This window comes from Flavobacterium palustre (assembly GCF_014639535.1).
GTDB lineage: Bacteria > Bacteroidota > Bacteroidia > Flavobacteriales > Flavobacteriaceae > Flavobacterium > Flavobacterium palustre.
Window position 1 is genome coordinate 1049861 of record NZ_BMGA01000001.1, and the last position, 20473, is coordinate 1070333.

Genomic DNA, 20473 nt, shown 5'->3' on the forward strand with positions numbered 1-20473 from the left:
TTGTTTTATGAAAAAATACATCCTTTTATTGCTTGTTTTTTTTAGTGGTTTGACTGTTTTTTCACAAAGAAAGGACCGACCAAAAATAGGACTGGTGCTAAGTGGTGGCGGTGCAAAAGGATTTGCTCATATAGGAGTTCTTAAAGTAATTGAAGAGGCGGGGATTAAGATTGATTATATTGGAGGAACCAGTATGGGAGCTGTTGTAGGCGGTTTGTATGCTGCGGGTTATAATGCGGCTCAGCTTGATTCGATTTTTAAAGTCACTAATTTTGACGAATTGCTAAGTGATTATATTCCCAGAGAGACAAAGAATTTTTATGAGAAAAGAAACGATGATGTTTATGCGCTTGTTTTGCCATTTAACAGCTATAAAATAGGAATTCCAGATGCGCTTTCTAAAGGTTTATATAACTTTAATTTATTGAGTAGAATTACCCGAAACGTTAGGCATGTCAGAGATTTTAATGAGTTGCCTATTCCTTTTTTATGTATTGGTTCGGATATTGAAACAGGAGAACAGGTGGTTTTGAACAAAGGAAATCTGGCAAGAGCTATGATTGCCAGTTCGGCATTTCCGTCTTTGTTTTCTCCGGTAGAATATCAGGATCGTTTTTTAGTTGACGGTGGAGTTATGAATAATTATCCTATAGATGAGGTCAGGAAATTAGGAGCTGATATCATTATTGGGGTGGATGTGCAAAATGATTTGTTGGATCGAAAAGCACTTAATGATGCTACAAAAATTTTGGTCCAAATTACGAATCTCCATTCTGTAGATAAGATGAAGGAGAATATTTTGAAAACCGATATTTACATTCGACCTGATATAAGAAATTATGGTGTGATGTCTTTTGATAGTGGTCAGGATATTTTGAGTAAAGGGGAAGAGGCGGCTTTTTCAGTTTTTGAACGTTTAAAGCAATTAGGGGTTAATTCAGGAAATTATAAGAAAAGCAAATTAAAAAATCAGCTTGACAGTTTGCAAATTGAAGAAATTAATTGTAATAAGTTAAAAAATTACACTAAGGATTATGTGTATGGGAAATTACGATTTAAACCGGGGACAAAAATCAGTTATGATCAATTACAAAAAGGGATAAATAATCTCAATGCCACCGAAAACTTTAGTGCTATAGATTATTCATTCGAAAAAAATAATGACAAAGACGATTTGAATTTGGTTTTAAAGGAAAATCCAACAGATACTTATTTGAAATTTGGTTTGCATTATGACGGACTTTATAAAAGTGCTGTTTTAGTTAATTTAACTCATAAAAAGAATTTTTTTAAAAATGATGTTGCTTCGCTGGATGTTATTTTGGGAGATAATTTCAGGTATAATTTTGATTATTATGTCGAAAATGGATACAATATAAGTTTGGGATTCAAATCGTATCTGAATACGTTTAACCGAAACATTGAAGGACAAATAACCAATTTTAATTTTGATGATTTAGGCATCAATAGTTTGAATGTAGATTTGTTTGATTTGACAAATCAGGTGTATTTGCAAACTATGTTTGCCAGACGTTTTTTAATAGGAGCAGGTGTTGAGCACAAATATTTGAGTATTAATTCGCGTACTTTGGGTACTATTGATCCTGTAATTGACAAGAGTAATTATCTGAGTGTTTTTGGGCGTTTGGATTTTGATTCCATGGATGATAAATTTTTTCCAAGAAAAGGCTGGAGTTTTTCAGGAGATATTCATTCTTATCTTTTTTCTTCTGATTATACTAAGGAATTTACGCCGTTTTCTATTGCTAAGGCTAATTTTGGAATAGCCATCCCTTTGTTTAAATCATTGGCATTTAAAATTCAAACAGAAGCAGGTTTTGCAATAGGGAATAAAAGTGTGTCTTTTTTTAATTTTATTCTTGGAGGATATGGTTATAATGTCGAAAATAATTTCAGCCATTTTTACGGATACGATTTTCTTAGTTTAGGAGGGAACAGTTATGTCAAATCTACGCTGACTTTGGATTGTGAAATATTTAAAAACAACCATATTAATTTTACGGCTAATTATGCTAATATAGGAGAAGATATTTTTGAAACGGTCGATTGGGTTTCAATTCCTAAAATTTCAGGATATGCTTTGGGTTATGGTTTGGAAACCGCTATAGGTCCTATTGAAATAAAACGCAGTTGGTCTCCGGAAACTAATAGTGGTTATACCTGGTTTAGTGTTGGATTTCCTTTTTAATCTCCAAAAAAGAAAAATAAAAGAAATTAATAGTTGACTAAAGTCGCGGTTTTTGCCTAAAACTGCGACTTTTTTTTGTTAACAAAAGCGTTTTAGGACGGGAATGATTGGTTTTTTAATTCTCGATACAAAAGTAAAATTAACACTTTAATTTTTTATCACGTCTTTTTTTATGATATGTAAAAAAAAACAGCGATGCTTCCGAATCTTGTTTTAAAATTATGTTAAACTGCATTTTTACTGTAGAAATCGCATTTTCTTGCCGTATCTTTGTCATATCAAAACAAAAGGGGTGGTTTCCTTTTGGTTTATATAAATTTAATAATTTATAATTTTTTGGTTGGTTAATAGCATAAAAACTCAGTCATTATTTGACTGAGTTTTTTTGTTTTAATATATTTGGAACAAAATTTGCAAATTGAATCAATAAAAAAGTAAATTATGAAAAAGATAATGCTACTCTCATTATTGATTTTAATAACCAGTTTTGATTCTCATTCTGATGATTCTTACGGCGTAGGCGAATGGTTTAAGTTTCGGGTTCACTACGGATTTGTTAATGCCGGTTTTGCAACACTTGAAGTAAAAGATGCTGTTGTAAATAATAAAAAAGTTTTCCATGTTGTAGGCAAAGGTTATACCACCGGAGTATCACGCTTTTTTTTTAAAGTAAATGATACCTACGAAAGTTATATTGATAAAGAGACAGGAAATCCGTATCAGTTTGTACGCAAGATTGATGAAGGTGGTTACACTAAAAATCAGGAAGGATTTTTTAATCAGTCAGAGCATAAGGTAACGGTCAAAGATTATAAGAGAAAAACCGAAAAGACTTTTGTGATACCAAAAAATACTCAGGATATACTCTCTGCTTTTTACTATTTACGAAATTATCCTACTATTGACAAGATCCATCCCGGAGAGTATGTGGCAATAGATATGTTTTTTGATGATGAAACCACAAAATTTAAGTTAAAATTTATCGGTCGTCAGGATATTACAACTAAATTTGGGGTAGTGACTTCTATGGTTTTTAAGCCTTTAGTCCAATCGGGTAGGGTTTTTAAAGAAGAGGAGAGTTTAACCATTTGGGTTTCAGATGACGAGAACAGATTGCCGGTGCGTATTAAGGCCGACTTAGCAGTAGGTTCACTCAAAGCTGATTTAGACGCTTTTAAAGGATTGAAAAGCTCTTTTAAAATAAAGAAAAAATGAGTGCGAATTCCGGTATAGCAAGTATTTTAAAGCAAATTGAGGATAAATATGCGTCCATTGATCAAAAAACGGATACGCAATTAGAAGGTTTGCTTTGGTCTAAACCGGTTACTTACTGGGATTATATTCATACAGATGTATTGTTAAATTTACAAATTCAAAGAACGGTACTTCCTGACGAGATGGTTTTTATTCTGTATCATCAAATTAATGAATTGATATTCAAGATGGTGCTTTGGGAGATTGATCAGATTGCCCACGCTCAGGAAATTCAAGCCGATTTTTTTACGGACAGATTAATGCGTATTAGCCGTTATTTTGATATGCTGACCACTTCTTTTTCTATTATGGAAAAAGGGATGGATGTAGAACAATACATGAAATTTAGAAATACATTAACTCCGGCCAGTGGCTTTCAAAGTGCGCAATATCGCTTAATAGAGTTTGGTACAACTGATTTGGTTAATTTAATTGACAGCCGTTTCAGAGCATCATTTGATAATACTATTTCTAATGAAAATGCGTTTACTATTCTCTATTGGCAGGCAGCTGGAACGGATGCTGAAACTGGAAACAAAACCTATACTTTAGAAGAATTCGAAAAAAAATACAAAGCCATTTTTTTGAATTGTATGGAAGAATATAAAACAAAAAATATCTGGCAAAAGTACAAACAGCTCTCCGTTGAGGATCAGGAATTACCTTCTTTAAAAGAGGCTATGCGTCATTTAGATTACACAGTCAATATTACATGGGTAATGCAGCATTTGAATGTAGCAATAAAGTATATTGATGAGAGTGGAATGGGCGATGGAGAGGCAACAGGAGGCAGTGATTGGAGAAAATACATGCACCCAAAGCATCAAAAAAGAATATTTTTTCCGGAATTATGGAGTGAAGCTGAATTAGCAAATTGGGGACAAGAATAAATGTAGAATACAATAAATAGCAACAGTTTGAAATATTTTTTAATAATTATAATTGCACTGACTTTAGTAGTATCCTGTAAAAAAACAGATTCTAAAACCGTTAAAAAGCAGTTAGTTGATAAGCAGAAGCAAAAAAAAGATAATTCTGATTTTGGATTTAATTTCTCCGATTTTAATGTGGTTCAGGATACCGTAAAAAAAGGAGATACTTTTGGAACAATTATTAATGGACAAAATATTGGCGACCGAAAAATTTATGAAATTGTAAACGAGATAAAAGACACTTTTGATGTACGTGTTATTAGACCTGATAAGGCTTTTACGATGTTGCGTTCTAAAGACAAGACCAATAAACTTCAGGTTTTTGTCTATGAGCCTAATGATTTGATGTATTATGTTTTTGATCTTCGTGATTCGGCAGTAGTAGCTTATAAGAAACTGCGTCCGGTAACTTATAAACGGAGAGTAATTACCGGTGTTTTAAAAGGATCTTTATCGGAAACGCTTTCAAATTCAGGTGTTGATGCTAATCTGGCGAGTCAAATTACTAAAATTTATTCCTGGTCAATTGATTTTTTCAAATTAAAGAAAGGTGATCGGTTTGGGATTGCTTTCAATGAACGCTATATCAACGATTCAATTTATAATGGTGTGAGTAACATCGAAGGTGCATTTTTTGAATACAAAGGAAAAATTATGTATGCTTTTCCGTTTGTACAAAATGAGGCTTCAGGGAAAGTGGATTATTATGACGAAGAAGGAAAAACAATGAAAAATCTCTTTCTGAAATCACCCATTAAGTTCAGCCGAATTACTTCCCGATTTACAATGAACAGATTTCATCCTGTGCAACACCGCTGGAAGGCACACAAAGGAACCGATTATGCTGCTCCTACGGGGACGCCTATTATGACTACAGCGGCAGGTGTGGTAGAAACAACGGGATATACCGCCGGTAACGGGAATTTTGTAAAAGTAAAACACAATGGTACTTATTCAACGCAGTATTTACACATGTCAAAAATCTTAGTAAGACGTGGTCAACATGTTAATCAGGGCGATGTTATTGGTCGGGTGGGAAGCACAGGTTTAGCATCAGGACCGCATGTGTGTTATCGTTTTTGGAAAAATGGAGTACAGGTTGATGCTTTAAAATTAAAATTGCCTACAGGAACACCAATGGAAAGCAGGAACAAGGCGAGATTTTTGAGTGTTATCGAACCTTTAAAGCGGGAATTGGATAGTATTGGGAATTTATAATTAAAAAAAGAAGTAAATCAAAACAGGAAAAACAATGTGTAGTAGCTTGTATTTCCTGTTTTTTTATGGAAAAAACTGGTCGGGTTTTGTTGTGATATAGTTGGAATCCTTTCTGCTATTACAACTAATTTCAGTATTTTTACGCCCAAATCTAAAACACTAAAAACAAAAATATAAATGGCTTTAAGTATTCTAAACCCAACAAAAACGGCTTCTTGGAAGAAGTTGCAAGCACATTTTGAACAATTACAAAATGTTTCTATGCAGGAAATGTTTCAGCAGGATGCTTCCAGAGCGGAAAAATTCAGCATTCTTTGGAATGATTTTTTAATTGATTATTCTAAAAATATTGTCAATCAGCAAACAATGGCTTTATTGCTTGAATTGGCTAATGAAATGGGGCTTAAAACCGGAATTGAGGATTATTTTGGAGGAGGAATAATCAATCAGACCGAAAACAGAGCAGTGCTTCATACCGCATTAAGAGCCAAAGAATCGGCGGTGATTCATGTAAACGGAGTGAACGTAATCCCTGAAGTTTATGAAGTAAAAAATAAGATCAAAGCTTTTACTAACGAAATTACTTCGGGTAAAAAAACAGGTTATACCGGAAAAGCTTTTACTGATGTAGTCAATATTGGTATTGGCGGTTCTGATTTAGGACCGGCAATGGTTGTTGAAGCTTTACAATATTATAAAAACCATCTGAATGTTCATTTTGTTTCCAATGTTGATGGCGATCACGTAAATGAAATCATCAAAAAATTGAATCCGGAAACGACTCTTTTTGTAATTGTTTCTAAAACTTTTACCACTCAGGAAACCTTGACAAATTCTGAAACAATTAGAAAATGGTTTTTAGAATCGGCTTCTCAGGAAGATGTGGCCAAACACTTTGTGGCGGTTTCTACTAATTTGCAAAAAGTAACCGAATTTGGTATTAATCCTGACAATGTATTTCCAATGTGGGACTGGGTTGGAGGACGTTTTTCACTTTGGAGTGCTGTTGGTTTATCAATCAGTTTAGCGGTAGGTTTTGATAATTTTGATGAATTGTTGAATGGAGCCAATGCAATGGATGAGCATTTTAAAACGGCTGATTTTGATAAAAATATTCCGGTTGTTCTGGCATTATTAAGTGTTTGGTATAATAATTTCTTTGGAGCAGAAAGTGAAGCTTTGATTCCGTACACACAATATTTACAAAAATTGGCGCCTTATTTACAACAAGGAACAATGGAAAGTAACGGTAAAAGTGTGGGTCGTGATGGAAAAGAAGTTGATTATCAAACCGGAACTATTATTTGGGGAGAACCAGGTACCAATGCACAACACGCCTTTTTTCAATTAATTCACCAGGGTACAAAGTTGATTCCAACCGATTTTATTGGTTATGTTCAGCCTTTGTATGGTGATAACAATCATCATGATAAGTTAATGTCAAACTTTTTTGCTCAAACCGAAGCGTTGTTAAGCGGAAAAGACGCATCAAAAGTTCAGGCTGAGTTTGATAAACAGGGACTTTCGGCGGAAGCAGCTGCGTTTCTTTTGCCATTTAAAGTTTTTGCAGGGAACAAGCCTACTAACACTTTCCTGATTCAAAAATTGACGCCTAAATCATTAGGTTCGTTGATTTCGTTATACGAGCATAAAATTTTTGTTCAGGGATTCATCTGGAATATTTTCAGTTATGATCAATGGGGAGTAGAACTTGGAAAACAATTAGCTAATTCTATTCTGGACGAAATCAATTCGAATGAAGTGAAAAATCACGATAGTTCAACTGCTTCGTTATTAGGACATTTTTTAAGAAATAAATAACACTTTAGTGATTTGATGTAAATAACTGATTATCAGTTGTTGTTTTGAAAATAGCTAAATTATACGAATAAAAACCTCATTTGCTTTTAGTATAATGAGGTTTTTTTTAGACCTTTTTTGTTTATATTTGTTAAAAAAAACATCAAAAACATGTACGAATTCATTCAAAAATTTCATTCAGGCTGGGCTTATTTAGCGCTTTTATTATTAGTGATTGCAGTGATTAACGCTGTCATCGGTTTAGCATCAAAAAAAGAGTTTACTGCCAAAGACAGAAAGATTGCAATTTTTGGATTAATAGGAACCCATACTCAATTATTAATCGGTTTGATTTTGTATTTTGTTTCACCACTTGGGTTAAATTCTCTGGGACAAATGTCCGACAAAATGTTGCGATTAACTTCATTAGAGCATCCATTGATTAATATTATCGCTATTGTTTTAATTACAATTGGTTGGTCTAAGCATAAAAAGTTGACTACAAGCGAATCAAAATTTAAAACTTTTTCTATTTTTTACGGATTTGGATTATTGCTTATATTAAGCAGAATTCCATGGTCGTTATGGATGCAATAAAATCTTAAAAAGTCCTGAAAAGGACTTTTTTTATCCGGTTTTTGTTTTTAAATAGATTCGAACTAAAAAGCTAATATGAAAAAATCAATAACACTACTTTTGCTATTTATTACTGTTTTTTTTGCTCATGCTCAAAATTCGGCTAAGTTAAAAACGGTTTCATCCGCTAAGGCTAATCCTGCTAAGGATACGGTAAAAGGTTTTGCATTTGTAGCTAAAAAAGATATTGTAAGAGATACCATTCAGGATGAAGTAGTTGGGAAGTTAAAAGTCTATAAAAAAAGTGTTCATGCTTCGTATTATGCTGATAAATTTAATGGTAAACGTACAGCAAGCGGTATAAGATTTAATAACAACGATTATACGGCAGCACACAAGAAATTTCCCTTTGGAACCAAATTAAGAATTACAAATGAAGCCAATGGCAAATCAGTTATTGTTGAGGTGGTTGACAGAGGTCCTTTTGTAAGATCCAGAGAAATTGATTTAACTAAAAGAGCTTTTATGGAAATTGCCCGAAACAGAGGTGCAGGCTCGATGATTGTTACCATTGAAGAGATTGTAAAGTAATCTCCAATTACCAATTTTGATACGGATTTTTGCTTAAATACGAATTATAATATCGTTTGTCATTCGTTACTTCTTTTCCCAGCCAGTCCGGTTTTTCAAATTCTTCCGTTTCTGATTTTAGTTCTATTTCTGCCATTTCCAGACCTTCGTTTTCTCCGTAAAATTCATCCACTTCATAGGTGTGAGAACCTACTTTTACTTCAAAACGGGTTTTGTCAATTACGCCTTTTTCGCAAAGCAATAATAAATTTTTAGCTTCATCTACAGCAATTTCTTTTTCCCATTCAAAACGCGACATACCACTTGCGTTTGAGCTGCCTTTTATAGTCAAATAAGCCTTGTTTTCTTTTATTCGAACACGAACTGTGCGCTCCGGATTGGAACTCAAATAACCCTGAATAATGCGTTTTTTAGAAAAAGCTTCTTTTTTATAAGAATCGGAAGAGACTAAAAATTTTCTTTCTATTTCTAACATTTTATAAATAAATTTAAAAAGGTAGTTTTGACTGAATGTTCAAAAGTATCAAATATTTTGAGTTTATTGATTTTCTTTTGGGAAATAGAATATAATTTTGTTTTATGGTCGAAATAAATCCTCATAGAAAAATCATACACATCGATATGGATGCTTTTTTTGCTTCAGTAGAGCAAATGGACAATCCGGAATTGAGAGGAAAACCTATTGCTGTGGGTGGATCAGAAAGCAGGGGTGTAGTGGCAGCAGCCAGTTATGAGGCCAGGAAATTTGGTGTTCGTTCGGCAATAAGTGGTGTTTTGGCAAAAAAGTACTGTCCGGAAATTATTTTTGTCCGCCCCCGATTTGAGCGTTATAAAGAAATTTCGAATCAAATTCATAAAATTTTCCGTGATTATACTGATTTGATAGAGCCGCTTTCGCTTGACGAGGCCTATCTTGATGTAACCCAGAATAAAAAAGGGAATCCCAGTGCCAGTTTATTGGCTCAGGAAATCAGAAATCGTATTTTTAATGAGGTAGGTTTGACGGCTTCTGCAGGAATTTCTATTAATAAATTTGTTGCCAAAATTGCCAGTGATTACAATAAACCCAACGGGCAGAAAACAGTAACTCCTGATGAAGTGATTCCGTTTTTAGAAGTTTTGCCCATTCGAAAATTTTATGGTGTGGGCAAAGTAACAACGGAGAAAATGTACCAATTGGGCATTTTTACCGGATTGGAATTAAAAAGTAAATCTTTAGAGTTTTTAGAAAAACATTTCGGAAAATCAGGGAGTTATTATTATCATGTGGTGCGCGGGATTCATAATAGTGAGGTGAAATCGAGTCGTATTGCCAAATCAGTTGCTGCCGAACATACTTTTGAAACTAATTTGTCTTCCGAGATTTTTATGTTGGAACAATTAGAACTTATTGCCGGCAGTTTAGAACGGAGACTTAAAAAGCATAATGTTTCGGGAAAAACAGTCACTCTAAAGATAAAATACAGCGACTTTACACAGCAAACCCGCAGTAAAACCCTGCCTTATTTTATAGCCGATAAAGGATTAATTTTAGAGAATGTAAAGGAGTTACTGTATCAGGAACGAATGAAAGATTCGGTTCGGTTGCTGGGAATTTCCATGAGTAATTTAAATACCGAAGTAAAAAAAGCAGTGGTTGCAGTTCAATTGAAATTTGCTTTTTAAAAGCAAAACCGCCAATTTACAAATTGTATCATCTGCGAATTGGCGGTTTAGTAAAATTATTGGGATAATTAGTCTTTGCTGGAAAGTTTAGACAGCAATCTCAGGAATTCGATATACAACCAAACTAAGGTAATCATTAATCCCATAGCGCTAAACCATTCCATGTATTTAGGCATTCTTTGTTGTGCTCCTTCTTCGATTCGATCAAAATCAAGGAATAAATTCAAAGCCGCAATCACAATTACAAAAACACTAATACCAATACTCCATGGCGAATTGCCGTGATGTACCGGCTGGTAACTTGTAAATAAAGAAAATAACCAGGAAATTAAGTAATAAGTAGCAATAGCCAGTGTAGCAGCTACAACAACCGATTTGAATTGTTCGGTTACTTTTACAATTTGGTATTTGTACAATCCTAAACAAACGGCAAAGGTGACAAAAGTAGCTCCCACAGCCTGAATAACAATTCCGGGATATTTTACTTCAAAAATAGCCGAAATTCCTCCAATGAATAAACCTTCAAATACGGCATAGCCGGGTGCTAAATAAGCTGAATATTGTGGCTTAAAGGCGGAAATAATTACTAAAACAAAACCAACGATAGCTCCTCCAATAGCAGGAACAATAGGGTTCATGCCGTTAAATGTCATCCACCAGGTTACCATGGCAGCTGCTGTAAGTAATAAAAATAATAAAACAGTTTTGTTAATAGTCCCCGAAATAGTCATATTCTGGTCATAACCAATAACTGTGGCTTCGTGAACTTCTTCTGCTCTTGAGGTAGGCGAGAAACTTTTATTGTTTAAAAAAGGGTTTCTAGATTTGAATTCCATAGTACATACATTTTATGTTAGCCAAATATAAATCATATTTTTTAAGAAAGTTGTTTAAATCTTCTTAATTTTTTATTGTGATAAGGTTCTTTAAATGTGCGATAAACATTGAAAAAATACGGACAAATAAGATTGGGTTGTTCTCTTAATTCGTACATTTATCTCCTCGGTTTTTTAATAAAATAAAATTATAATGTCTCAATTTTTGCTGTTAGACCCAAAAACTGTTTTCCAACTTTATTTTTTAGGAAACCTATTGGTTTGTATTTTGATATTTAGTTATTCGTTTTCGTATGCTACTTCCGAAAATAAAAAGATATTAAAGTATTATGGCCTTGGTAAATTATTGCTGACTATAGGTTGGGTATTCCTTTTTTTAAGAAATAATATTCCTGATTTTCTTTCGATTAACATAGCTAACATGATTGTTTTTTCGGCCTGTTGTTATGAAACAATAGCAATACTTTCTATGTTTAAAACAAGATCAAAGCATTCCTTTAGGATACAAATAGGACTAACAATTCTGGCAGCAATAGTTTTTAATATAGCAACAGTATTAGAAAGTACTATCAATACCCGTGTGTTAATTGTTTCGATTGGTTTATTTGCTATTTATTTACAACCAACGATTAGCTATTTTACGGATAAAAAACATAATTTTTTCAGAACCTTCTATGGTTTGTGTTTTGCAGGATTTGAAATTTTATTGGTAATTCGAATCATTTATAATTTTTTCAATCCTCAAACTGATTTTTTTGCTCACGGGGTTTTTGATAGTCTCTATAATGCTACCCTGTTTTTGCTTTCGTTAACGAGTACGGTTGGTTTTTTATTACTGATAAAAGAAAAACAAGACCTTAAAATCCAACGACTTTTAAAAGATAAAAATCAGTTTTTTTCTATTATAGCTCATGATTTGCGTGGGCCTTTAGGATCTTCGGTTGGACTTTCAGAAATATTAACCGAAAATATTGAACAATACAGTCTTGAAGAAATCAAGGAGATTACCGATATGCTCTGTCAATCCAATAAAAACAGTTACAAACTGCTGGAAAATCTCTTAGGATGGTCACAAGTACAAACAGGTATGATTGAGTTTAATCCGAAGAAAATTGCGTTGAACGCCCTGATTCAGGACAATCTGGAACTCAATAGAAATGCAGCATTGAATAAAAATATCCGTCTTTTGTTTGATGCTGACGAGTTTATCGAAGTCGAAGCCGATAAGAATATGATTGACACCATTGTACGTAATTTGCTTACCAATGCAATTAAGTTTACTGATAAACATGGCGAAATCAAAGTGGAAATGAAAAAATATCCTCAAAAAGCCGAGATTTCTGTTACAGATAGTGGTGTCGGAATTCCTAAAAGTATCAAAGAAAAATTGTTTAAAATCAATGGGAGAGTTTCTCAAAAAGGGACAGACAACGAAACAGGAACCGGATTGGGTTTATTACTTTGCAGTGAATTTATAAAAAAACATCAGGGCAAAATTTGGGTAGAAAGCGAAATAGGTAAGGGGAGTACTTTTAAGTTTAGTTTGCCTTTAGCAACGATAAAAAATTAGTTTTGTAAGAGGCTGCCTTTTCAGACAGCCTCAATATTTTATAATTGGTATAAAACAATAACTTAGAATTTTACCACTTTTTCCTTTCCATTGTAACTAATTGTTTTATCGAAAATAGCCGTACTTGTCATTCCTGCTCCTTTTCCCTTTTCAACCAAAATAACATTAAAAGTTCTGTTTTCCAGCATACCTTTAAAACTTCCATTTCTTTTTCCAATGATTAAAGTTTGGGATTTATCATTCCATTGGAATTTTATGGTAGAATAGTCGCCTTTTTCATAATTGTAATTGTCATTCTCATCTTCGTATAAAGTAAAATCGCCATTAGCTCCAGTGTAAACACGGATTTCAAGCGTATCCCATTTTTTCTCAGTAGCAAACTGCACTTTTGGTCCAAATGGAATAATACTACCTGCTTTAATGAACAAAGGAATTTCATCAATAGTTGTTGCTTTTTCTATTTCCTGACCACCATTCATTTTTTCGTTGGTCCAGAAATCATACCAGGCAGTTCCCTCCGGCAAATACACTTTGGTCGATTTAGCCTGGGTAAAAGTTACAGCTTGGGATTTAGTACCATTAGCATCATTATTTTTATTCCAACCGGTTTCTTCATTTGATTTTACAATAGTTTCCGGAGTATATTGGGCATTCACAACCGGGGCTACTAATATTGATTTACCAAACAAATACTCATTATTCATGTCAACCACTTTCTTGTCGTTAAAATCCATTACCAAAGCACGCATCATAGTCGATTGACTATTGGTAATGTCCCAGGCTGCAGAATAAATATAAGGTAACAACGAATAACGCAAATCAATTGTTTTGGCTATTGCATCGTAGATTATTTCGCCTTTTTTACCAAAATTATATATTTCACGAGGAATATCGGTACCATGCGAACGCATCATCGGAGTAAATGCGCCAAACTGCAACCAGCGAACATACAATTCCTGAAATGATGGATTTTGAGTTCCGTCACCCCATCCTTTTTTATAAGCACCTGCAAAAAAACCTCCAATATCTGTATTCCAATACGGAATTGCACTCATAGAAAAGTTTAAACCAGCCGGGATTTGATTGCGTAACGATTGCCAGGACGAATTGACATCGCCCGACCAGGTATTCGCTCCATAACGTTGTTGACCGGCAAAAGCAGAACGAGTAAGAATAAAGATTCTTTTGTCAGCACTTGCTGCACGTTGGTGTTCTGAAACGCCACCTACGGTCATCAATGGAAAAGCATTACGCACTTTTCTAAATGACCCCAAATAAGTTTTTATATCAAAATCAGAAGCTTTGAAATCCATATGATCCGGTTCTGATGAATCCATCCACCAACCATCAATTCCCAACGAGAAAAGACCTTTATTCAAATATTTCCAATAAATATCACGAGCTTCCGGATTGTACGGATCATAAGGCTGAACACTGGATGGATAATCACGGTTAGGCGGCCAGGTTTCTAATCCGGATTGAGGCCAGGTACCAAAATTCAACAACATTCCTTTTGGTTGCATTTCTCTAAATTGCTTGGTTTGTGGTCCAAAAGAATTCCAGATAGAAATAATGACGTGTGCATTCATGTTGTGAATATCATCCACCATTTTCTTTGGTTGAGGGAATTCAGTATTAAGAAATTCCATGGCATTCCATAAATAATTATTCCCCCAATATTGCCAATCCTGAATAATTCCATCCAATGGAACACCCAGTTCACGGTATTTACTCACTACGCCTACCAACTCATTTTGGCTTTTGTAACGTTCTTTACTTTGCCAATAACCAAAAGTCCATAAGGGAAACATTGGAGCCTGTCCGCTAAGTTCGCGCATACCCGCAATAGCACCATCAATATTTTCGCCAAGCATAAAATAATAATCAATACAATCGCCAACTTCAGATTTGAATGATGTACTTTCCGGCTTGTCTTCAAAAACTGTTGGTGAATAGTTATCCCAGAACAATCCGTAGCCTTTTGTAGAAACAAGAAAAGGGACATAATCATCCACATTGCCTTGTACCATGTTGATTTTTGTATTACGCAGCGATAATTTGCCTCGTTGTTGCTGACCTAAACCATAAATAGACTCCTCTTTATCCAAGGTAAATAATTGATTGATACTATAGGTTTTAGAACCTGCATCATTAAAATCAGTAAAAGTTGCACCAGATGCTGTCTCATTTAAAAGAGATGCTCCGGCTAGGGTATTGAAAGATATCTTACCCGATTTTACATCAATAGCTACTTTTAGTTTTTCGCTTTTTAACGAAATTACATCTCCCTGCTGCTGGATGGTGAATTTAGTTTGTTGTGGTTTTTTGTTTACGGATAAACTTTCTTTCTTGAAAGCGACTCCTTCGGGTGATTTTAAAACACGAACAATACTCGGGCTAAAAAGCTGAACCTCAACATCCATAGATTGAAAGTTAGTTTTTATCCCTAAAGTCGTTTTTTGATAATTTTGAGCCGTCAATGACGAAACAGAAAACGCCACAAGCAACAGCAAGTACTGGCAGTTTCTATTCAGAAATGCATTTTTCATTTGGTTTATTTTTAGTTAATCAATATGAACCAAAGCTATTTATATTCACTTAAACGAATGGGTACGATATGTTGTTTTCATTGGTACATTTCGTTGTTTATTACTTTATGTATTATTATCATTTTGAGCATACTTTGACGGAGAGACTCCAAAAGATTCTTTAAAGTATTTGCTGAAATATTTCTGCGTATTAAAACCCACTTTTTCCGCTACCTCAGCTACAGGATAATTTCCCTGAGTTAAAAGTTGGGCAGCCCTTTTTAATCGGATGGAACGAATAAATTCCGAAGGGGCAAGCCCTGTTATGGATTGCATTTTTTTATACAACACCGTGCGATCCATACCCAAATCCTGACTAAACTGCTGAACGGAATAATCGGGATTATCCATGTTTTTTTCCATGCAAACGAGCGCTCTTTCTATCAATTGTTCGTCAATGGAAGTAATGGTAATCTCTTTTGGGTTCACTTCTAATTTTTTCGAAAAGGCCGATTGCCTTTGATTTTTCTGTACAATCAATTTCTCAATTCGAAGCAACAGTATTTCCAGATTAAAGGGTTTAGCCAAATATTCATCGGCTCCCGATTGATAACCGGTCATTTTAAGATCTTCAGATGTACGAGCAGTCAATAATATCAACGGAATATGCGAAGTTTGCACATTCGATTTGATGCGTTTACACAACTCAAATCCATCAACTTTAGGCATCATCACATCGCTTATAATCAAATCAGGGGATTTGGATAACGCTAATTTTTCTCCAACTTCACCATCAGCAGCTTCAAAAACTTCGTATTTATTGGATAACTCCGTCAGCAAAAAACGTCTCAAATCCTCATTGTCTTCTACGACTAAAAGGGTCTCTTTTTTTGATGTTGTTATCAACTGATTATCGATTTTATCTTCTGGAACAACAAGAGTTTCAGAATGCGCTTTTTCCGGAGCAAGATCTAAGGGAATTGTAAAAGCAAATACTGTTTTTAGATTGGGCTCACTTTCAACAGTAATTGCTCCCAAATGCAATTCCACATACTCTTTTACAAGATGCAAACCGATGCCACTTCCTCCCTGAGTTGTTGAAGCCTGATAAAAACGATTAAAGACATTAGGCAAATCTTTTTCAGCAATACCCGAACCCGAATCAATAACTTCTAACTGAACAATATCCGATTTCAGAGTTGATTTTGGCAGTGACAATTGTATTCTAACAGTTCCTCCAGCAGAAGTAAACTTGAAGGAATTGGACAGTAAATTATTGATTACCTTATATAATTTGTCATTATCAAAATACATAAATAACTCTGGTTTTTCGGATTGTATCGAAAAATCAATCTGTTTTTCTTCAGCTAATTTGCCAAACAAATCTTCGAACTGCATTACAAAATCTACCAAATCACCAAAAGTCAAATTCAGTTTTTCACCTGAAATTTCTAATCGTCTAAAATCCAATAATTGATTCACCAAATGCTGTAAATTCAATGCATGACGATAAACTAAACTAATTCTGGAGTCCTTTATTTCTTTCAAAATAGATTCCAGCGGTGTAATAATCAATGTAAGTGGTGTTCTAAATTCATGGCTGACATTGGTAAAAAAATTAAACTTTAGTTCATTTAGTTTTTCTTCATTTTCCCGAATTAATTTTTGCTTTGTCCATCGTTTATAATAAGTGAGCGATAAATAAAACAACAATACGATGATGAGCAAATACAACGCATAAGCGACAGGCGTTTTCCAGAAAGGCGGGTTTACAACAATAGTGATTTGAGCATATTCATTCGACCATTCCTTACTATTGTTGGCAGCATTGACTTTCAGTACATAATTTCCGGGAGCCAAATTAGTGTAAACAGCAGTTCCGGTACCGTTTTGAGCTACTATTTCTCGCCAATTTTCATCAACCCCTTCCAAACGATAACGGTAATAAGTCTGCGTAGGATTAACATAATTCAATGCCGAGAAATCAATACTTATAAAATTCTGATTGTAATTGAATTCTAAACTATTAGTCGCAGCAATTGCATTTTTTAAGATTGTATTGCCATCGTAAGATTCACCCGGTTTTACTGAAGTTCCAAAAAGCTTTAAACCGGTAAACAATGGTTTTTGTAATTGTTTGAATGACCAGGGCTTTTGTAAATCAATACTATTGAAACCATTTACACCGCCCAAATACAATTGCCCTTTATCAGATGCAAAAACTGCCGAGACTGTAAATTCATTTTCTAGTACACCATCAAAATGATTGAAATTAGCCATCGAAAAACGAAGCTGTTTTTCGTTAGCATTCACTACAATACGGGAAACACCTCCGGCGGTTGTAACCCATATTCTACCCTGTTTATCTTCGACAATACCTTTAATACTGTTATTTACCAAACCATCATCCGTAAAAAGCGTATGCAGTTCCTTCGTTGACGGTTTCCAAACATCTAATCCATCCTGAGTGCCAATCCACACTATTCCACGGCTGTCTTTAAAAATACAGCTGTATTGTTGGTTTTTATCCTTCAAAAGTTCTTTTAAAGGCTGACTAATCCTATTCTTTTTATAATTATAAACAAACAATCCAGCGTTGCTTCTTCCTAAAAAAGAATTTTTATCAAATGGAATTAACTGAGAAACTGAAGCTAATCGCTCGTCATTTAACGTCAATTGCAGTGGTTGAAAAAAACCATTCACAGGATTAAAAACACCCAAACCTGCTGATGTTGCTACTAAAAATTGTCTGTCCGGCTTTTCTACAATGTAATTGCAATTTCCAACGAGTTGATCAATACGTTTAATCTGATTGTTTTGTAAACAATACACTCCTTTATTTCTGGTACATATCCAAATTCGATTTTGAGCATCTTTGGTCATCGAAACACAATCAGCATCGGCTGGAAATCCCAAAAAAACAGCAAGCTTAGAAGTTTTAGGAGAATAAGTGTAAAGTCCATTTTTGGTTCCTACCAGAATTGTATTTTGCGTTGTTTCCTGAAAACAAGTCACATCAATATCTTTTGGTTGTGTTCCAAAAAAAGTTTTCCCAACATTCTTAAACTTAAATCGGTCGGGATGATAATACAATAATCCATGATTGAATGTCCCAATCCAGAGTCCGCCTTGTGAATCGTTATAAAGCGTACTGGCTTCGGTATTAACTTCAGTTCCATCAACCAACTTGAACGATGGAATAAAATGTTTTTCTTTCAGATTTTTGTCAATAAACCATAATCCGATGGCACAACTCACCCATAAATTACCTTTGCTATCCACAGAAATGGTATTGAGCCAATAGTCGGTTTGAAGAATTTTAGTATGCGTTCGCTTTTTAATATCATAAGCTAACATCAGACCAGAAGATCCATTTCGTATCTGATATAATGAATTGTCCGACTGAACAACCATCAACGTATTATTGTATTTGTTCTGCTCTTGATTTGACAAAGAATTGGTTTGATACAGCTTTTTTGCTGTTTTCAAATCATAACAAACGATCAATCCATTTTTATAAAAAAGAAAAAGCTGTTGCTGGATAACAGCCACATCATACAATTGGTCTTTTATTCCGTTGGGAGTTGAAACATGATTGAGAAAAATGGAAGTCTTTCCGTTTTTAGCATTTCGAAATAACAACTTATCGGAAGAAGTAAGAGCCCAATAATTGTGATAAACATCAGCAAAAAAATCAGCAAGAGGCTCACGAATAACTAATGAGTGTAATACACTATCCGGTTTCGATACAAAACGTTCCTGTTTAATATCGATAGCCATCAGTTTTCCTTTGTCTTTTATCCAAACATAATCTTTGTCGACATAACCGTGATGGAATCCTGAATAGCCCGTTAACCGTGAAATGGCATTAGCCTTTAGATGCAAATATTTAAAAGAAGTTCCGTCATAAATATTGGTTACGCCTTCGGTAGTGATTACCATACGCCCATCCTGAAGTTGCAAAATAGTACGCACCCTGTTTTCGGAAAGTCCATTTTTAGAATCGATTGAAGAAAACACAAAAGATTGTTGTGCGTTTATCTGCACGCAAAAACACAATAACAATCCCAGAAAAATATATCGACAAAAATGGTTATTCATAAATGCTATTGGTGAATGCAAAAATTCAAAATAGGATAATCAATAACGAAACTACAAAAAAAACCGTCTCGCTTTTTTTAAAACGGGACGGTTTTATAGTTTTAGTTTTTCAAAATCAATCCTTTTGAAGCATTTTTAAATCGATAACTGTCCTAAAACCAACATGGTTCGAACTGGAACCTTCTGCCATTCCCATTCGGGCAGAAATCCTGAAACTGGAACAATAGGATTCGTTACATAAAAAAGAACCTCCTTTTATGATTTTTTCTTTTTCATATTGATTATTTGGGTTTAAAGCTTCAGCTGCACCTTGTGGATTGTGTGTGGTTTCTCCTTTTGAAATCAACTCCTGATAATAATTCACATTATACCAATCCTTGGTATATTCCCAAACATTACCGGCAATATCATAAATCCCTAAAGAATTTGGAGCAAATGATTTTACCGCCGCTAAAGCCGAATAACCATCACTTTTAGCGTTGTAATTTGGAAAATCTCCCTGCCAGGTATTGGCTTTTTTATCCATTTTTGATTGGTCATCTCCCCAAGTGTAAATGCTGTTTTTTAAATTCCCCATAGCTGCCAGTTCCCATTCAGCTTCTGTGGGCAATCTGCGTTTTGCCCATTTGCAATAAGCCTGAGCATCTTCATAAGAAATGTGAACTACCGGATAATTATCCTTTCCTATGATGTTGGAATTTTTCCCTTCGGGATGACGCCAATTCGCTCCAGTTTGCCATTTCCACCATTGGCGAAAGTCAGTATAATTGGTAACATTCTTTACCTTATCATTAAAAACCAAAGAACCCGGTTGCAATAATGAATCGGCCGGTTTTGGCGTTCCTTCCGGCAGGCTTTTTTTGAATTCTTCCCATATAATAGATCTTTCGGCAGTAGTTACATAATGCGTTTCATCAACAAATTTTTTAAAACTGGCATTGGTGACTTCGGTAATGTCAATAAAAAAGCCATCTACACTCACACTATGAGCCGGTTTCTCATGCTCTAATGCCAATCGGTCGTTTTCCTTTGCTCCCTGTGTAAAAGTATTTCCCGGAACCCAAACCATATTTTTAGGGGTAACTACATTTTCTGGCTGTTCTTTGATAAGTTGCTCTTTGTTATTGCAAGCACCAATAACAACCAACAAAATCCCAATAATCCATTTGTTTATTTTCATACCATCATAGTGT

14 protein-coding genes are annotated in these 20473 nt (G+C 34.5%); 9 read left to right on the forward strand and 5 right to left on the reverse strand.

Features of this window, described 5'->3' with window-relative positions; translation table 11 throughout:
* Nucleotides 1-7 precede the first annotated feature (7 nt).
* From IEV84_RS04190 to IEV84_RS04220, 7 genes are all read left to right on the forward strand, one after another.
* Nucleotides 8-2209: a patatin-like phospholipase family protein gene (locus tag IEV84_RS04190; RefSeq protein WP_188492711.1), complete on the forward strand. Its 2202-nt coding sequence runs from the start codon at nt 8-10 to the stop codon at nt 2207-2209.
* A gap of 441 nt (nt 2210-2650) precedes the next feature.
* A complete protein-coding gene (locus IEV84_RS04195) occupies nt 2651-3424 on the forward strand; it encodes a DUF3108 domain-containing protein (RefSeq protein ID WP_188492713.1) in 774 nt (257 codons plus the stop codon).
* A complete protein-coding gene (locus IEV84_RS04200) occupies nt 3421-4353 on the forward strand; it encodes a tryptophan 2,3-dioxygenase family protein (protein ID WP_188492715.1) in 933 nt (310 codons plus the stop codon). The genes IEV84_RS04195 and IEV84_RS04200 overlap by 4 nt, the downstream gene beginning before the upstream one ends.
* Before the next feature lie 27 nt (nt 4354-4380).
* Nucleotides 4381-5613, forward strand: coding sequence for a peptidoglycan DD-metalloendopeptidase family protein (locus IEV84_RS04205; RefSeq protein WP_188492717.1), 1233 nt, complete (start codon nt 4381-4383; stop codon nt 5611-5613).
* 177 nt (nt 5614-5790) lie between these two features.
* Nucleotides 5791-7434: a glucose-6-phosphate isomerase gene (gene pgi / locus IEV84_RS04210; protein ID WP_188492719.1), complete on the forward strand. Its 1644-nt coding sequence runs from the start codon at nt 5791-5793 to the stop codon at nt 7432-7434.
* A gap of 150 nt (nt 7435-7584) precedes the next feature.
* Nucleotides 7585-8010 carry a hypothetical protein gene (locus tag IEV84_RS04215; RefSeq protein WP_188492721.1) on the forward strand — a complete coding sequence of 142 codons (426 nt, stop codon included), beginning with the start codon at nt 7585-7587 and terminating at the stop codon, nt 8008-8010.
* A 75-nt stretch (nt 8011-8085) separates the two neighbouring features.
* Nucleotides 8086-8580 carry a septal ring lytic transglycosylase RlpA family protein gene (locus IEV84_RS04220; protein WP_188492723.1) on the forward strand — a complete coding sequence of 165 codons (495 nt, stop codon included), beginning with the start codon at nt 8086-8088 and terminating at the stop codon, nt 8578-8580.
* Between the two features lie 7 nt (nt 8581-8587).
* Here the strand turns inward: IEV84_RS04220 and IEV84_RS04225 are convergent, their stop codons facing one another.
* The gene (locus tag IEV84_RS04225; RefSeq protein WP_188492725.1) at nt 8588-9055 is read right to left on the reverse strand and encodes a CYTH domain-containing protein; all 468 of its coding nucleotides are present in this window, start codon (nt 9053-9055) and stop codon (nt 8588-8590) included.
* A gap of 104 nt (nt 9056-9159) precedes the next feature.
* Here IEV84_RS04225 and dinB point away from each other — a divergent pair, with 104 nt between their 5' ends.
* Nucleotides 9160-10245, forward strand: coding sequence for a DNA polymerase IV (gene dinB / locus IEV84_RS04230; protein ID WP_188492727.1), 1086 nt, complete (start codon nt 9160-9162; stop codon nt 10243-10245).
* 68 nt (nt 10246-10313) lie between these two features.
* Here the strand turns inward: dinB and IEV84_RS04235 are convergent, their stop codons facing one another.
* Nucleotides 10314-11081 carry a Bax inhibitor-1/YccA family protein gene (locus tag IEV84_RS04235; RefSeq protein ID WP_188492729.1) on the reverse strand — a complete coding sequence of 256 codons (768 nt, stop codon included), beginning with the start codon at nt 11079-11081 and terminating at the stop codon, nt 10314-10316.
* 193 nt (nt 11082-11274) lie between these two features.
* On the opposite strand from IEV84_RS04235, the gene IEV84_RS04240 reads away from it, so the two are divergent.
* Complete coding sequence (locus tag IEV84_RS04240; protein WP_188492731.1) at nt 11275-12651, forward strand: sensor histidine kinase; 1377 nt, start codon at nt 11275-11277, stop codon at nt 12649-12651.
* A gap of 62 nt (nt 12652-12713) precedes the next feature.
* Here IEV84_RS04240 and IEV84_RS04245 read toward each other — a convergent pair whose 3' ends face one another.
* The 3 genes from IEV84_RS04245 to IEV84_RS04255 form a co-directional block, all read right to left on the reverse strand.
* The gene (locus IEV84_RS04245; RefSeq protein WP_188492733.1) at nt 12714-15200 is read right to left on the reverse strand and encodes a glycoside hydrolase family 31 protein; all 2487 of its coding nucleotides are present in this window, start codon (nt 15198-15200) and stop codon (nt 12714-12716) included.
* A 105-nt stretch (nt 15201-15305) separates the two neighbouring features.
* The gene (locus IEV84_RS04250; protein ID WP_188492735.1) at nt 15306-19199 is read right to left on the reverse strand and encodes a hybrid sensor histidine kinase/response regulator transcription factor; all 3894 of its coding nucleotides are present in this window, start codon (nt 19197-19199) and stop codon (nt 15306-15308) included.
* Between the two features lie 196 nt (nt 19200-19395).
* Complete coding sequence (locus IEV84_RS04255; RefSeq protein ID WP_188492737.1) at nt 19396-20460, reverse strand: formylglycine-generating enzyme family protein; 1065 nt, start codon at nt 20458-20460, stop codon at nt 19396-19398.
* Nucleotides 20461-20473 lie beyond the last annotated feature (13 nt).

Excerpts from the sequence above, each read along its gene's own strand:
- IEV84_RS04190 (WP_188492711.1), top strand. The coding sequence starts at position 8 with ATGAAAAAATACATCCTTTTATTGCTTGTTTTTTTTAGTGGTTTGACT.
- IEV84_RS04195 (WP_188492713.1), top strand. The coding sequence starts at position 2,651 with ATGAAAAAGATAATGCTACTCTCATTATTGATTTTAATAACCAGTTTT.
- IEV84_RS04200 (WP_188492715.1), top strand. The coding sequence starts at position 3,421 with ATGAGTGCGAATTCCGGTATAGCAAGTATTTTAAAGCAAATTGAGGAT.
- pgi (WP_188492719.1), top strand. The coding sequence starts at position 5,791 with ATGGCTTTAAGTATTCTAAACCCAACAAAAACGGCTTCTTGGAAGAAG.
- IEV84_RS04215 (WP_188492721.1), top strand. The coding sequence starts at position 7,585 with ATGTACGAATTCATTCAAAAATTTCATTCAGGCTGGGCTTATTTAGCG.
- IEV84_RS04220 (WP_188492723.1), top strand. The coding sequence starts at position 8,086 with ATGAAAAAATCAATAACACTACTTTTGCTATTTATTACTGTTTTTTTT.
- IEV84_RS04225 (WP_188492725.1), bottom strand. The coding sequence starts at position 9,055 with ATGTTAGAAATAGAAAGAAAATTTTTAGTCTCTTCCGATTCTTATAAA.
- dinB (WP_188492727.1), top strand. The coding sequence starts at position 9,160 with ATGGTCGAAATAAATCCTCATAGAAAAATCATACACATCGATATGGAT.
- IEV84_RS04235 (WP_188492729.1), bottom strand. The coding sequence starts at position 11,081 with ATGGAATTCAAATCTAGAAACCCTTTTTTAAACAATAAAAGTTTCTCG.
- IEV84_RS04240 (WP_188492731.1), top strand. The coding sequence starts at position 11,275 with ATGTCTCAATTTTTGCTGTTAGACCCAAAAACTGTTTTCCAACTTTAT.
- IEV84_RS04245 (WP_188492733.1), bottom strand. The coding sequence starts at position 15,200 with ATGAAAAATGCATTTCTGAATAGAAACTGCCAGTACTTGCTGTTGCTT.
- IEV84_RS04255 (WP_188492737.1), bottom strand. The coding sequence starts at position 20,460 with ATGAAAATAAACAAATGGATTATTGGGATTTTGTTGGTTGTTATTGGT.